This is a genomic window from Anaerolineales bacterium (assembly GCA_037382465.1).
GTDB lineage: Bacteria > Chloroflexota > Anaerolineae > Anaerolineales > E44-bin32 > WVZH01.
Genome location: JARRPX010000022.1, coordinates 1 through 13,694, shown reverse-complemented (window position 1 = coordinate 13,694; position 13,694 = coordinate 1). Strand labels below are relative to the sequence as shown.

At 59.4% G+C, this 13,694-nt stretch carries 12 protein-coding genes; all 12 read right to left on the bottom strand.

Features of this window, described 5'->3' with window-relative positions; genetic code table 11:
* Positions 1-38: 38 nt before the first annotated feature.
* Positions 39-1,142: a NeuD/PglB/VioB family sugar acetyltransferase gene (locus tag P8Z34_07600; GenBank protein ID MEJ2550530.1), complete on the bottom strand. Its 1,104-nt coding sequence runs from the start codon at positions 1,140-1,142 to the stop codon at positions 39-41.
* 61 nt (positions 1,143-1,203) lie between these two features.
* Positions 1,204-2,202, bottom strand: coding sequence for a transketolase C-terminal domain-containing protein (locus tag P8Z34_07595; GenBank protein MEJ2550529.1), 999 nt, complete (start codon positions 2,200-2,202; stop codon positions 1,204-1,206).
* Complete coding sequence (locus P8Z34_07590) at positions 2,199-3,128, bottom strand: thiamine pyrophosphate-dependent dehydrogenase E1 component subunit alpha (protein ID MEJ2550528.1); 930 nt, start codon at positions 3,126-3,128, stop codon at positions 2,199-2,201. The genes P8Z34_07595 and P8Z34_07590 overlap by 4 nt, the downstream gene beginning before the upstream one ends.
* 139 nt (positions 3,129-3,267) lie before the next feature.
* Positions 3,268-3,459 carry a hypothetical protein gene (locus P8Z34_07585; protein ID MEJ2550527.1) on the bottom strand — a complete coding sequence of 64 codons (192 nt, stop codon included), beginning with the start codon at positions 3,457-3,459 and terminating at the stop codon, positions 3,268-3,270.
* A gap of 178 nt (positions 3,460-3,637) precedes the next feature.
* Positions 3,638-4,273, bottom strand: coding sequence for a sugar transferase (locus P8Z34_07580; protein ID MEJ2550526.1), 636 nt, complete (start codon positions 4,271-4,273; stop codon positions 3,638-3,640).
* Between the two features lie 83 nt (positions 4,274-4,356).
* A complete protein-coding gene (locus P8Z34_07575) occupies positions 4,357-5,595 on the bottom strand; it encodes a glycosyltransferase family 4 protein (protein MEJ2550525.1) in 1,239 nt (412 codons plus the stop codon).
* Entirely contained in the window at positions 5,552-7,780 is a 2,229-nt protein-coding gene (locus P8Z34_07570; protein ID MEJ2550524.1) for an alginate lyase family protein, read from the bottom strand. Before P8Z34_07570 ends, P8Z34_07575 begins: the two co-directional genes overlap by 44 nt.
* On the bottom strand, positions 7,780-9,948 hold the full coding sequence (locus P8Z34_07565) for a bi-domain-containing oxidoreductase (GenBank protein MEJ2550523.1): 2,169 nt from the start codon (positions 9,946-9,948) through the stop codon (positions 7,780-7,782). Before P8Z34_07565 ends, P8Z34_07570 begins: the two co-directional genes overlap by 1 nt.
* Before the next feature lie 131 nt (positions 9,949-10,079).
* Positions 10,080-11,096, bottom strand: a complete 1,017-nt coding sequence (locus P8Z34_07560; GenBank protein ID MEJ2550522.1) for a hypothetical protein — start codon at positions 11,094-11,096, stop codon at positions 10,080-10,082.
* A gap of 52 nt (positions 11,097-11,148) precedes the next feature.
* The gene (locus P8Z34_07555) at positions 11,149-12,366 is read right to left on the bottom strand and encodes a glycosyltransferase (GenBank protein ID MEJ2550521.1); all 1,218 of its coding nucleotides are present in this window, start codon (positions 12,364-12,366) and stop codon (positions 11,149-11,151) included.
* Position 12,367: 1 nt separating this feature from the next.
* Positions 12,368-13,483, bottom strand: a complete 1,116-nt coding sequence (locus P8Z34_07550; GenBank protein ID MEJ2550520.1) for a glycosyltransferase — start codon at positions 13,481-13,483, stop codon at positions 12,368-12,370.
* A partial coding sequence (locus P8Z34_07545; protein MEJ2550519.1) for a hypothetical protein occupies positions 13,483-13,694 on the bottom strand: 212 nt, incomplete at its 5' end. The genes P8Z34_07545 and P8Z34_07550, both read right to left, overlap by 1 nt.

The window sequence follows — 13,694 nt, the reverse complement described above, 5'->3', positions numbered from 1 at the left end:
CGTTTATCCTCCATCCAATGATAATTCTCTCTCGACGCTCACCCACCGGGCTGCGGTGCCGGCCAAATCGTTCCTGCACGCACAATGCCGGCTCCAGGGACGTCTGCCTTGATAACCGAACTGTTTCCCACCCGCGCACCGTCGCCGACCGTGACATTCAAGTTGATCGTGGTGCCCATACCGATCAGCGCGCCCGCTCCGATTTCCACGCCCCCCGCCAGCAACGCACCCGGCGCGACGTTGGCGTAGTCCGCGAGGCGGCAATCGTGCGAGACCACAGCGGCGGTATTGACGATCGCGCCGAATCCGATCTGCGCGTCGCTCCCAATATAGGCGTGTGGAAAAACTTGAACGCCGTCCGCAAGCTTTGCACTCACTTCGACGAAGGCCGTGGGGTGAACCAGTACAGGGCAAACGTAATCGGCCTGGCGCAGTCTTTCAAACACACGCACGCGGCTTTGCACGTCGCCGATCCCGCCGACCGCGTTAACGGCGCGGCCAAGGCCCCGCGCCTTCAGCGGATCGAGCATTTCGGCGCCACCCAGGATCGGCACGCCCATCACCTGATCGCCCGGATTCATACCATCGTCCAAAATTCCTACGATCGTGTACGTTCCCAGCACGCGGATCAGATCGATCAACGCCTTCCCGTGTCCGCCGCCGCCGTATACGACGAGCGACTTCGAATCGATTTCCAAGTCCGGCAATTCAAGCGGCGCTTCTTGCTGCGCGTATCGGCGCACGATATCCGCGGTGATCCATTCATCACCCGGAAGGGCATCCAAGTCCACGCCCAACTCCTCGGCCAGCGCGATCGCCGGTTCGGTGATGCGTAGTTTGACCCCCGATGCGGTCTTGATCGACGCTGCTGCTTCCGCGGCAGGTGGTTTCCAGTCAGGATCGCCGGCCAGCCAGCAGAGCACATCCCCGGCAACAACCCGGTCGCCGACTTCCGCGCGGATTCCGACGACGTAGCCATCCCGGTCGGCAGCAACATCTGCCGTAGACTTCGTTGTCTCCAGGGTGCAGATCAAATCGTTCGCCGAGATCGACGCGCCTTCCGAGACATGCAAAGCCACGAGCTGCGCATCTCTTTCGTTGGGATTCAACAACGGCACACGCACTTCAAATGCAGCCGACATCACCCGCATCTCCAGATTTCGATCCTGACACAGCGGACACTCGTCTTTATCACTCGATTCATCAAACGACCAACTCCTGGGCCGCGTTCTTGATTCGCGCGACCGAGGGCAGCACCTCCGCCTCAAGCCTTGCTGCGGCGGGGATGGGCATGTCCAGCGCAGCCACGCGGCCCACCTGCAAGCTCGACGGGACGGCTTCATGCAGTCGCGCTGAGACTTCCGCGCCCCATCCCATCGTCCGCGTCCCTTCTTCGATGACGAGCACGCGACGAGTCTGCGATGCGCGCCGGTATAAATCATCGAGTTCAAATGGGCTGAGCTGTGTGGGCACGATCAATTCGGAAAAAATCTCCTTCTCGTAGGCCAGATCACGCATGGCCTCCCGCGCCAAAGCCGCCATGTAACCGTAGGCCACCAGCGTCAATTCCGGCTCCGGTGAGCTGCGCAATCGCAGTAAATATGTGGGATATCCGACGCCTTGCCGTTCAATGTCGAACTCACCCGTTTCGTCCAGGGCCAAGATCGTGCTGGGATAGAGCAGCTTGTGTTCCACCAGCAGCACGGGATCATCGTCATGAATAACAGCACGACGCAGCAAAGCTCCGGGATCATCCATATCGGTTACGGCAACCACACGCAGTCCGGGCGCTCCAAGGAAATGTTTTTCCAACGTCTGGCTGTGCGTCGGGCCATACCCGCGACCTCCCCCCATGGGGGTGCGCACGACCAATGGGACCCGAGCTGCATCTCCACTCATCCAGCGAATTTTTGCGGCGTGATTGATCAATTGATCGGCGGCCAAAGCGATGAAATCCCCGAACATGATTTCAACCACCGGCCGCAGGCCGCGCAACGCCATCCCGATCCCAACCCCCACGATGCCCGCTTCCGACACCGGAGTCGTGACCACGCGCGCCGGAAATTGTGTCGACAATCCTGCCGCCAATTTAAACGCACCGCCGTAGGGATCGAGAATGTCTTCACCGAGAAAATATACCTCCGAGGATTCTCGCAAACATGCCTCGAGCGACTCGTTCAATGCCTCCCGCACAGTCGTCATGAGATCTCTTCCAGCGGCAAGGTAAGGGATTCCGGAGCAGGATGTGGACCGTTTTCAGCGCGCAGGTACGCCCGTTCGACCTCGTCGGCTACTGCTGTCTCTATTTCGTCTTTCACCTTCTGCGCCAAACGTGCCGCATGTGCCTGCAGTGGATCCCGCGCTCGATAACGCGCGATTTCATCAGGATCGCGGGTGTCGTCTCCCTTTGAATGCGGTGCGAAGCGATAGGTATGCAGAATCAGCGCCTGCGGACTTTTGCCAGTGCGAATCGAGTTCGAAATATCCTCTGCGAGCTGCATGATTTCAAGCACGTCACAGGCTTCTTGTTCCGTCGTTGTAATACCAAACGCTTCGAAACGGGCGCACATATCGCCCGCCAGATTCATTTCCACGGGAGTACTCTGTGCGTAATGGTTGTTCTCGACAATGAAAAATATCGGCAGATTCCAAAGGGAGGCCATGTTTAAAGATTCATAAACCACTCCCTCACCAAGCGTGCCGTCGCCGATGAAGGTATAAACGAGTGTATCGCGCTTTGTTGCGTTTTCTGCGTATGCCATGCCGACCGCGATCGGCACCGTTCCCCCCAGGATGCCGTTGGCAAAGAAATTCTTCCATTTGATGTGCTGGCTGCCGCCTCGACCTCCGCAAATCCCGGTTTCTCGGCCGAGCAGTTCCGCAGCCAGAGCCTGCATCGAGCCGCCGTAGGCCAGGAAATGGCCGTGGCAGCGGTGGTTGCTGACAACAACGTCTCCCGCCCGCAATGTTGCCAGGACCCCTACGGCGTTGGCCTCCTGGCCGATATAAGTGTGAGTGGTACCGTATATCTGGCCGCTGGGGAACATCTCCAACAAGCGTTCTTCAAAAACACGAATACGCAGCATCTCACGGTACAGATCCGCATCACTCCGAGAACTCTTCTTCATGCGCATGCGCTTCTTTCCGACACTTCTCCTCTCCATGCAGATCGGGGAAACAGGGACATGATAACACAAGCCCGTATATGAAAAAACAATAAGCCGCCCGTCGGAATGGGCGGCTTCGAATTCCCGATCGATTTCGATACTACCAGGATTGCATGTGCTTCTTTGCGAAATCAGCAGCCACGATACGCCATGCTTCGTGATCTCCCCCGGGAGCACTCGCAACAGCGAAATAACGCGTCTTGCCCTTGGACTCTTTGGACTCGATTCTCCAATTCGCGCTCGTGAACTTTGTCTTGGTCTTGATATCATAAAACTCAAGTGGTTCTTTCACTGTCCGCCTCCTCTGCAGTATGTTGTGCCGTTGGACTTAGCACACGGTCCTATCTTATCCTCTCTTAGTGTACCCTACAAGTCGAACTTTTGTACGCCCCACTTGACGGAGCGTCAATTAGACACGCCTAACTTTCTGAGGATTACCAAATGGCTCTTTCGAGATGTTGGAGTTCATCTTATTTGCCTTCCTGATTCCCCATGAATTCTTCCGCGGTGGCGTGTCCCGGCTGGCTGATCCCCTCACGTTTGATCACTTTCCAGAAATTCAGGATCAGGATTTTAACATCACGCCGCAGCGACCAATGATCGATGTACCAGACGTCGCGTTTAAATTTTTCATCCCAGGTGATCACGTTGCGTCCACCGATCTGAGCCCAGCCGGTAATCCCCGGCAGCACCTCGTGACGCCTTGCCTGTTCGGGAGAGTAGCGCTCGAGATACTGCATCAACAACGGCCGCGGACCAACGAGACTCATCTCGCCGCGTAAAACGTTGAACAACTCCGGCAGTTCGTCGATGCTGGATGCACGCAGGAAGCGTCCCAATTTTGTCAGCCGGTCCTCATCAGGAAGCAGATTGCCGTCGGCGTCGCGCGCCTCGCTCATCGTACGGAACTTATAGATCTCGAACGGGATTGCACGATATCCCGGCCGTAATTGCCGGAAGAGCACCGGTTTCCCCAGACGGATGCGAACGAGCAGCGCCGCGAACGCAAGCAGTGGACTGATCAGGATCAACCCGGGAATGGTCAGGACCAGGTCGAATATCCGCTTTCGCAGCGGGATTCCAGGAATGACCAGTGGCATGCTCATCGTAGATCGATCCACTTCATTACATAGAAAGGCGGCATTTCCAGATCATAATACAGCACAGCAGCTCAAGCCAAGCGGTCGGGCTAAACCTTCTCCCCCTCGACTCGATTCGTTTCGCCGACGACTTCCGTCATCACTGCTGCCAATTTTCCGGCCAGAATCTGTCGATCGAAACGCTCCTGCGCACATTTTCGTCCAGCTTTTCCCATGCGTGCACGCAGTTCGGGATCTGATTCAAGGATTTTTACGGCTCCCGCCAATGCTTGTGGGTACCCCGGCCGCACGAAAATTCCGGCCCCGGCTTTTTCCACCACCGATCGGATCACGCCGTCGATGGCGAGCAAGATTGGCCTTCCGGCGGCCATATAATCGAATACCTTGTTGGGATAAGTGGTCTTGTATGCATCGATGGGCTTTAGTATGGCGATACATGCATCCGCAGCGGCCAGCGCCTCAGCGATGTTGTTCTTCGACATCGGCGGCAGGAAATACACGTTTGAAAGTCTCAATGCCGCAGTTTTCGCCATCAGGGCACTTTTCTCCTTGCCATCGCCGATCAGAACGAATGCCACATTTTTCTGGTCCCGCAAGCGATCGGCCGCCCCGATGACCACACCAAGATCGTTGGACATGCCGTGCGCACCGGCGTACATCACGACGAATTTTCCCTCGAGGCCATGCTCCTGGCGGAAGGCCGTGCCCTTATCCGCCGGATCAAACATGGACACGTCAACCCCGTTCGGCACCAAGGCAACGCTGCGGGCGCCCCGTTCCCGGACGTGTTGTTCAAAACCCGGCGAGTTGATCACCAAGCGGTCGGCGCAGTGATATAAAAAACGTTCGAGACAACGCGCGAGCAGGATGAGAAAACGGTTGCGCAGCACACCGACGGCGATGGCAAAATAAGGCCACAGGTCGCGCACTTCGAAAAGAAACGGTTTGCGTTTCAGGCGCGCCAGAGCCCATGCCGTCAGGCCTTGAAAGATCGGCGGTGAGGTGCCCCAAACCAGATCGACCTCACGCACGCGCAATCCGACGAAAAACGACGAGAACGTGAAACTGATGAAACTCAGAATACGATGAAAAAATGAGCGGTGCCAGGCCGCATAAGTGTAGCAGCGATAAATCACCACACCGCTGTCGTCCGTGTCCCGCCGCATCCATCCTTGTGCGGTGCGTTCGCCGGTGAGGTAGTTAACCTGCCCGGTTATCACCGTCACACGGTGGCCCTGCGCAGCCAGATAGCGCGCCATCTCGTGATGGCGCGTCCCACCCGGTTCACCCAGCGCGGCGAAGACTTGATGAATCAATAGGATGTGCATCGTTCAGTTCCAAACGCTTTCCTTGCCAGCCCACACTGGAAAAAGGTAAAGTCTCTCGATCGGGTTCATTCCAGAAAATCTCCATTCCGTCCCGAGATGCAGCGTCAAATGCCCACCAGGTGCAATGGCGCAGCGGAGCGGAGGCCACGAATCGTTTTACCAGTCGCAGCGCGGGCTGTCTGACTGCATACTTCGTCGCTCGCCAACCGTGCAGTTCGGAATGGTCGTATATCCCATTCCCGGCGATCAAGGCGCCGGCACGGTAGAGTCCCACGTCGCCATTCTGCCCTTCCATACTCACCTCGACTCCGGATTCTTCGAGATCGAGCGAGATACCCTCCGCATTCAACCGCCAGGAGAAATCGGGCATCGTCCAGCCGATCGACACGCGATGGTCCCCCGAACCAATGAGATCGTCCACGATCAGCCAGCCTGCGTCGCCAAGTCTCGCGACCGTCCGACGATGCACAATTCCGATTCGCCGATAACCGTGATGCTGGCCAACGACAACTTCGATGGCGCCATCCTGCGTCTTCCAGCGGCCGACGAACTCGCCCTGCGCCCAATCGACCCATAAGAATCTGCCTGCCCGGCGCATGGGCTCCCGGCCATCGACGACGATGGTGTTGTGAAACGCCGCTCCGATCCAGGGGTTGTCCCAAGGTGGTTTCCCATTATACAAGTACGTGCCAGGATCACAGGCAAGATTGTGCCCGTGCCACCATAGATCGAGGTGCAGTTGATCCGAGTGACCCGGTCGAGACCGGAACCGGGCGCAGCGCAGCGTTCCCCACGAGTTCTCCCCGCGCAGGATGGAAAACCCGCTGTCCGGAAAATGATTCTCCAGTCCGATTGGCCGCAAGACCTTCTTGCTGCGCACCTCGTTTTTACGCCGGGAATTGTCCTGCGAAACACCGGACGGCAAGCCAAACCATAGAAGCTCTTCGTTCCAGGGTCCATCCGGGAAGGGTTTACGTTGCATCAGGGCGAACGAGGCCGCCTGGCACGTCGGGCGGTGATCCTCGAAAGCACAGGTGCTCAGCGGAAAGATCAGCGCGCCATCGTTGGGTCCCACGTTGGGTACATGCCCGCTTTCCCCATCGATCATACTGGCAAGCCAGAGAGCGGCGTTCCTCAACGCATCCAGCGAATCGGAAGGAAACGGTTCATCGTTCACTCCGGCCAGGCGCACCGCCCACAGCGCCGCCTGTAACGCCAATCGATGGTAGTTCGTCGAGTGCTGGACGTAGCCGCCATCGGGGAAGATCTGCTGCGTCAGCGATCGTTCCAGCCAGCGCCGGCCCAACCGCTTCCACGCTTTCGCCTTGCGGAATTCCGGGAACAACAACCCAGTGCTGTACAGCGCTGCGGCCTCGACCAACAAGTGATTGTTGCGTTGCGCCCGGGCATACATCAGCGTTGGGGGAATCCGCGCCGCATGCTCGGCGATCAATCCTGCGATCCCACACAATTCCCGCGGCGCTTGGGCGAAGCGCTCAAAGGTCGCGTGCAGCGCAAAGATCACCGCCAGCAATCGAATCGCCACTTCTTGCGCCGAGGACCAGTGCGGTCCAGCGTTGGGTGAATCGCAGTTCCGCCAGGAGTCGATCAAGGTCCAAACGGCTTCGGGGTAGCGCGTGTCTTCCGTCAGATAATACGCCCGGATCAACGGGAACACCCAGCCAAAACGCGCCGGTTCCCAGAGCAGCTTGACGTCATGCGCAAAATTGCTCTCATCGTAAGCCGTCCAATGGCGATCCAGGGGGATAGAAACGCCTGCCGAATCCTCCCCTGTCGAACAAAACCTCCCCCAATCGGGCGGAAAGCCCAGATCATAACCATCCGTCCCGAAAAGTCGGAATTCGCCTCCCAGAATCGCGTCTGCCTGGGCGATTGCTGCAGCCCGGTTATGCCCGATCACCTGGTTTAGTGCGCCGGCGAATTCGTCGTCGGGATGGAGGAAAAAACGCATGCCGATGCGTGCACGAAATTGAAGATACTGTTCGGGTTCGCTGGATATATCCGGCCGCAGCCAGGAGGCAAGCGGAACGTCGGCCCAGGTTCGTCGCGGAGTTCGCCAGCGAAACCAACCCAAACGCAGGAGAACCTGGTACAGCCCATAAAGCAGTGTGGGCTCGGGACCAAGTTCACCAAGCGCGCGCAGGATGGTCGTCAAAGATGCCATTACGTTCTTGGTAGGATTTCGATCTTTACGGTTGTGCGCGAGCGAAGCGCCTCCACGGCGGCAATCGAACTCAAGCTGACGCCGGCCAGATGCTCGTAAGGGATGGGCGGCGGGCCACCTGCGGCAATTGCCCTTGCGAAGGCTTCCCACTCCTGGCGGTGTCCCTTATCTTGCCGCAGCCAGGCGCGGCGCACTTTACGCCTTCCATCGTATACGGTTTCGATCCGCCGGAAATCATCCAGCACGGCCACCCGTTCTCCCCCGATGACCTCGACGCGCTCTTTGGGAAAGGCACGGTCGCCTGCGGCCAAATAACTCACCGTCCCGATCGATCCGTTGGGGAATTCGAGGGTGATGATCACGTTGTCCTCGCGGTATCGCCGATCGTCCGGCGTACCGACCGCCGAGACTTTCACGGGAGGTGAACCGATCAGGAAGGTGAGAAAATCGATGAAATGACAGGCTTCGCCTATGATGCGGCCGCCGCCTTGTTCGGCGTCGTGCAGCCAATGATCCGGCGGTAGGTTTCCGGCGTTGATGCGGTAGTGCATCGCCAGCGGTTCGGCTACCGCATCGAAAAAATTCTTCATGTGCAGCGCAAACGGCGAGAAGCGCCGGTTGAATCCAACGGTCAGTATACAGTCGCTTTGTTCCAGCGCCTGCATGATCTCGCTTAATTCATCGCGCCGCAGCGCCAACGGCTTTTCGCAAAAGACGTGCTTGCCGGCCTTCAAGGCCGCGATCACCTGGGCCGCGTGAAGGTTGTGCCGGGTGAGGATCGCGACGGTGTTGATGTTTTTGTCATCAAGGAGATCGTTAACATCCGTGGAAGCGTAGCGGAAGCCGAATCGCTTCCCAACCTGCGTGCTCGTCAATCCACTCGCGCTGACCAGGCCGATTCGCTCGACTCCCTTTACTTTCCGCAATGCGGGAAAGAGAACCGCCGTGGCGAAATTCCCCGCACCGATCGCTCCCAACCGGACGCGCGCCGACGGCGTTATCTTCTGCATAGGCAGTTCGACCTGGCGGACAATCGAATCTACCTCCTGTTTCTGTTGATACGTAAGCAGCACGCCAAGGAATGATCCCTTTGTCTCCCCCGTAATGAGTTCGTAGGCTTCGGCGGCGTGTCCGATGTCGAAGCGATGGCTGATCAACGAAGTGACGTCGAACGTCCTGCCTGCTAACGTCTCGAGAAACGCATCCAGGTTGCGCCCTTCGGTCCAACGCACGTATCCCGGCGGGTAATCGATTCCCGCCTCTTCGTACAGCGGATCGTAGCGTCCCGGGCCGTAGGAGCGCGAGACGATGAATTGGAGTTCCTTTCGATAGTACGTGCGTCGGGGGATGTCCATGCCCACCGCGCCGACGGCCACGACTCTCGCCCGATCGCGCGCGATGGCTCCCGCAAGTTCAACCGGGTCGTTGGACTGCGTGTCGGCGCAGATCAACACGACGTCGCAGCCCAATCCCTGGCTGAAAGCCGCGGCCGCTCCTTCGGCCTCCGGGTTGGTGGCCGCTTCGGCACCTAAATTTTTCGCCCGCTCGACGCGTTCGGGATCGAGGTCGACCCCCAAAACCGAACACCCGGCGGCGCGTGCAATGCCCACCGAAAGCAGCCCCAGCAGACCCAATCCGATGACCGTCACACGATCGCCGAGTTGCGCTTCTGCCAGACGAAAGCCGTGCAGGGCGATGGCGCCCAACGTGGCGAAAGCACCGGCTTCGAAACCCACGCTTTGCGGCAGGTGTGCGAGCAGGTTTTGGGGCACGACAGCGAACTCGGCGTGGACGGCGTAACCCCCGCCGGCGCAAGCCACCCGATCCCCCACGCGGAAACCCTGTAAACCGTCTCCCACGGCCACGACCGTCCCGGCGGAAGAATATCCCAGGGGCATGGGCTGATCGAGCCGGTTCTGCACCGCATCGAAGGCCGTCAGCAGCCCTTCACGTCGTACTTTATCCAACACCTGACGCACCAGGTCGGGCCGTGAACGCGCTTTCCCCAACAGGGTTTTAGTGGCAAATTCGACGACGGCGCGCTCCGTCCCCGCGGAGACGATGGATGCCGCAGTACGCACCAAAGCCGTCCCCGGCGCCGGAACGGGCACAGGGACTTCGGTTACGCTGGTCTTGCCGGAGCGAACGTCCTGAATGACTTGTTTCATCGAATCTGTTAAATGGGGATGTAGAACCTGCAACAACCCCGATCGTGCCTCCCAATTGCCGTTTCGATTCCCGGGGGCATTATAGCATCAGGACGGTTTGCGAGACATTCGAGGCAAACGTCAATGTCGCATCAGCCACTGGCTTGCTTGAGAACCCGCAGCGCCCGCAGCGTCACCCATTTGTTGGCTTTCTTCTTGACGCCGAAATCCAGCCAGGTCTTGCCGGTGTAATCGTATTCGAGCGCCCAACGCCCCTGCGAATCCTGTTTCTCACAGATGAGGTCCAGGGCGTTCTGCAGACGGGGATCTTCCCCAAAACCTAGATTCACGAGCGCTTCAACATTCTGCAGCAAATCCGTCACGTAAAACACGGGGAAACCGAATTTCCACCAGTTGCCGCTCGGCTTGTCCGCATACCCGTGGGGGTACTCCGCCGAGGCCGGATCGACGCTGAAGAGGAAATTTACCCCACGCTCGATTGCCACATCGATCAACGGCGTGCGCTTCTCGGCAGGCAGCTTGGCGAACGCCAACATGACCTTGACTGCACCCCAGGCGCAGGCCAGCTTGTCGTTCGCCCCGCATGCAAAGCCCGGGCCGCAATTTCCCGCGTAATAACGCAGTTCGGCATCCTTATCATCCAGAGGGGCAACACCCTCCCCCGTGACGCTGCGCGCCATCCACTCGAATGCCGCATCGAGTCGTTCGTCGTCCCATCCCAGATCGAGCAGCGCGGCGCACATGTTGCCCTGCAGGCACTCCACCGTCCCCGATGGCGCACCCGAGATGCTGAAGCGACCTGCCGAGGAAAGTGTATTGGCGAGGACATAATCACATGCCCTTGCGATGCGCTCGTCTTGATCTGCCGAGGCGCCCAACTGCGCCAACAGGATGAGCGCCCAGACCGTGCTACGATATTTGGGGCGATAGCCCGGTCCCGGCTCGACCCAGTAGCCATCGGGATGCATCTCGGCCAGAAGCGAGGCGATGGGGCCTTTCTCGTGAGCTTCCTGCCGCGCAAATTTCAATTCCGTAGAATTTGTGGAGGCGTCCATCAAATCCCGCAGCGCCAGATAACGAACGCCCGGCGATTCCGTTTCCAACAACCAGTGCAGCGAATCGCCCTTCAATTGTGCTTTCCAATTCATCTTGCCACCTCGGTAGACTCCAGCCTTCCCTGTATTCGGCGTACGTTGCGTATCAGGGCAAGAAAGATCGATAGAATTCGAAGGCCCTGGCCATGACCTTCGCATGCGCCGCACGGTCATCGATCAAGGTTTGATTGCGATCCGCCGCTCGCGCTCGCAACCCTGGATCGGAAAGCGCCCGGCTGACTGCACCGGCCAGCGCCGTGGGATTCCCCGGATCGATGAGAAAACCGTTCTCCCCGTCGACTATCCATTCGCGCAGCGACTCGATGTCTCCGGCCACCGGGAAGCAGCCGCAAGCCATCGCTTCCAGCAGCGTGTTCGGCGTGCCGTCGTGCTCGCTGACCGAGACCGTTACCTGTGCGCGCTGGTAGACCCTGGCCATTTCCGACCGGGTCAAATGGGGCAGCAAGAACACCTCCTCGCCGATATCCAGACGGCGAAGCCATTCCTCCGCCGCCCGTTCTCCTGCCATGGCCGGACACAGAAAAATGGCGTGGGGATGGACGGCCAGAATTTTCGGAATGGACTGGAAAAAGGTGTCGTTTCGTACGTAGCTGCGAAAACCGCGCGGGTTGACTACCACGGGCGCGTCCGCCGGGATTTTCCCAGACAAATTCGCCAATGCGCCCGGCCAGTCACCGGCGTCCGTCCCCGCGGGATGAAAATCTTGCCAGCGGATGCCGCCGCTGGCGGGCAAGACGATAGACGGTCGATCCTGCGGGAATCCCCGCGTGTAGGCCAGTTTTTGATCGCGGCGGCAGTCCGCCAGCAGACCATCCGTGCGCGCAAGCGTTTTGCGAGTATAACGCGCCATCAACGGCGTCGAAGGCGCATGCAGGGTGAAATCGTTGCCCCAGATGGAAAGCAAGAGTGGTGCTTCTGGGTCTGCCGCTGCGGCGAGCATGCCCTCGAACGGGATACGCATGGCGTGAATCAAGTCCGGATCGATCGCCTCGATCAACGCAGCGGTCCGCCGTGCCGCCGTCGCCAGGGTCAACGGCCCCAGCCAATGCCGCACCCAGGCGCGCAACCGGATCCATCGTGCGCCGCGCAAGACGCTGCGCCGTTTGGTTTTACCAGATCCGGAAGATGGCCCGCCGGCAAAGCCGCTGAAGGCGACCGGCACGATATTGAGGGAAGCCAGTTCCAGAGCAGGTTCGCAGGCAAAAGTCGAAAGTAGATGCACTTCTTCTTCCTTCTCGATGAAGCTGCGCATCCAGTTCAGCGCGGTCGGGCTGCGTCCGTCGGCGATGAAAAGCAGACGCATCTCAGCGTTCCCGGGTGACCGCGTTCAAGGCACGCACGAAAGCCGAGGCCATGTTTTCGATGTTGAACCGTTCGCTCGCCAGACGATGCGACTCCTTCCCCAGCGATCGTAGACGCTCGGGGTCGGATATCGCCTGCCGCAGCGCAGCGATCAGCGCGTCCAGATTCCCGGGCGGCACCAGCCAGCCGTTGTCCGGGGTCGCCAGATCGTTCTGGGTGCCGTCGCCTTCGGCTACGATGACGGGCAGTCCGTGTGCCATGGCCTGCTGTACGGCCAGCCCACCCGTACCGGGCAGCACGAACAGGTCCGCCTTCCGGAAATACGCCTCGAGCGCTTCACCTTGCTGTGCGCCGACGAAACGAGCCTGTGGATAAACGCGCTGCGAAAGCTGTTCCAGATCGCCCCGCGCCGGTCCGTCCCCGACGATGGTCAACGCCGGTGGTGTTTCCAGCACTGCACAAGCCCGCAGCAAGTTGTCCACGCGTTTGCGCGCCTGCAAACGGCCCACGAAAAGCACGTGCAGGTCGTCTCGTGGCTTCACCTTTCGAGGCTTTAGCGGTGGCGGAACGGCCGCGGCGGCGTTGGGCGCCACGAAAATACACTCTTCACGAACCCCCGACCGGCGGTATTGTTCCGCGCCCAGCGTGCTGTAAACAATCAGCGCATCGAAATGGCCGAGAAAACGCTTACGGAACGCCCTGCGGACCTGCGCCAGGGCCCCACCCGGAGGCGGAGCACCCAGTCCCCAGCCGATGATGGGACGACTTCGCATCCGCATCCAGCGCATTGCCCGCCAGTTGGCGAGGTAGCGCGGGTTGGCTTCCAGGATCAAAACCCGCGGATCCCAGGCCTGCAGCCATGAGAGCATGTTCTTTTGATAACAGAGATACAACGTGCCGCGCAGAATGTGGATGTTCTTTGCACGGGAGAACAAATCCGGACGCATTTTAGAAGCCTGCAGAATGGCTTCATCGCGGCGCGGTTCCCCGGCGAAAACCTGCAAACCGCCTTCGCAAACCGCAGCCAGGCGTTCGAAAAAAGGCACGCGATATGCGGGCAGCACCCGCTGCTGCAGCCCCACTCGCCCTGGAAAAGTGGCGCCTCGGTCGGCGCCCATCACAGCGCTTCCTCGATCACCGCGAGATACCCATCGATCATCCTCTGTAGGCCAAAAGCCTGCTCCGCCCGTTTGCGCGCCGCAATACGGAAACGAGGTTGATCTTCGAGAATCTCCTGCGCAGCGCGCGCCAATCCGTCAATGTCGGGCGTTTCGAGCTCCCAGGAATCGCCCCCGTAATCCGCCAGACGCCCTGCATCTCCGCTGACCA

Coding starts and splice junctions, on each gene's coding strand:
- P8Z34_07590 (MEJ2550528.1), bottom strand. CDS start 3,128: ATGAAGAAGAGTTCTCGGAGTGATGCGGATCTGTACCGTGAGATGCTG.
- P8Z34_07575 (MEJ2550525.1), bottom strand. CDS start 5,595: ATGCACATCCTATTGATTCATCAAGTCTTCGCCGCGCTGGGTGAACCG.
- P8Z34_07565 (MEJ2550523.1), bottom strand. CDS start 9,948: ATGAAACAAGTCATTCAGGACGTTCGCTCCGGCAAGACCAGCGTAACC.
- P8Z34_07555 (MEJ2550521.1), bottom strand. CDS start 12,366: ATGCGTCTGCTTTTCATCGCCGACGGACGCAGCCCGACCGCGCTGAAC.
- P8Z34_07560 (MEJ2550522.1), bottom strand. CDS start 11,096: ATGAATTGGAAAGCACAATTGAAGGGCGATTCGCTGCACTGGTTGTTG.
- P8Z34_07580 (MEJ2550526.1), bottom strand. CDS start 4,273: ATGAGCATGCCACTGGTCATTCCTGGAATCCCGCTGCGAAAGCGGATA.
- P8Z34_07550 (MEJ2550520.1), bottom strand. CDS start 13,483: ATGGGCGCCGACCGAGGCGCCACTTTTCCAGGGCGAGTGGGGCTGCAG.
- P8Z34_07570 (MEJ2550524.1), bottom strand. CDS start 7,780: ATGGCATCTTTGACGACCATCCTGCGCGCGCTTGGTGAACTTGGTCCC.
- P8Z34_07595 (MEJ2550529.1), bottom strand. CDS start 2,202: ATGACGACTGTGCGGGAGGCATTGAACGAGTCGCTCGAGGCATGTTTG.
- P8Z34_07600 (MEJ2550530.1), bottom strand. CDS start 1,142: ATGTCGGCTGCATTTGAAGTGCGTGTGCCGTTGTTGAATCCCAACGAA.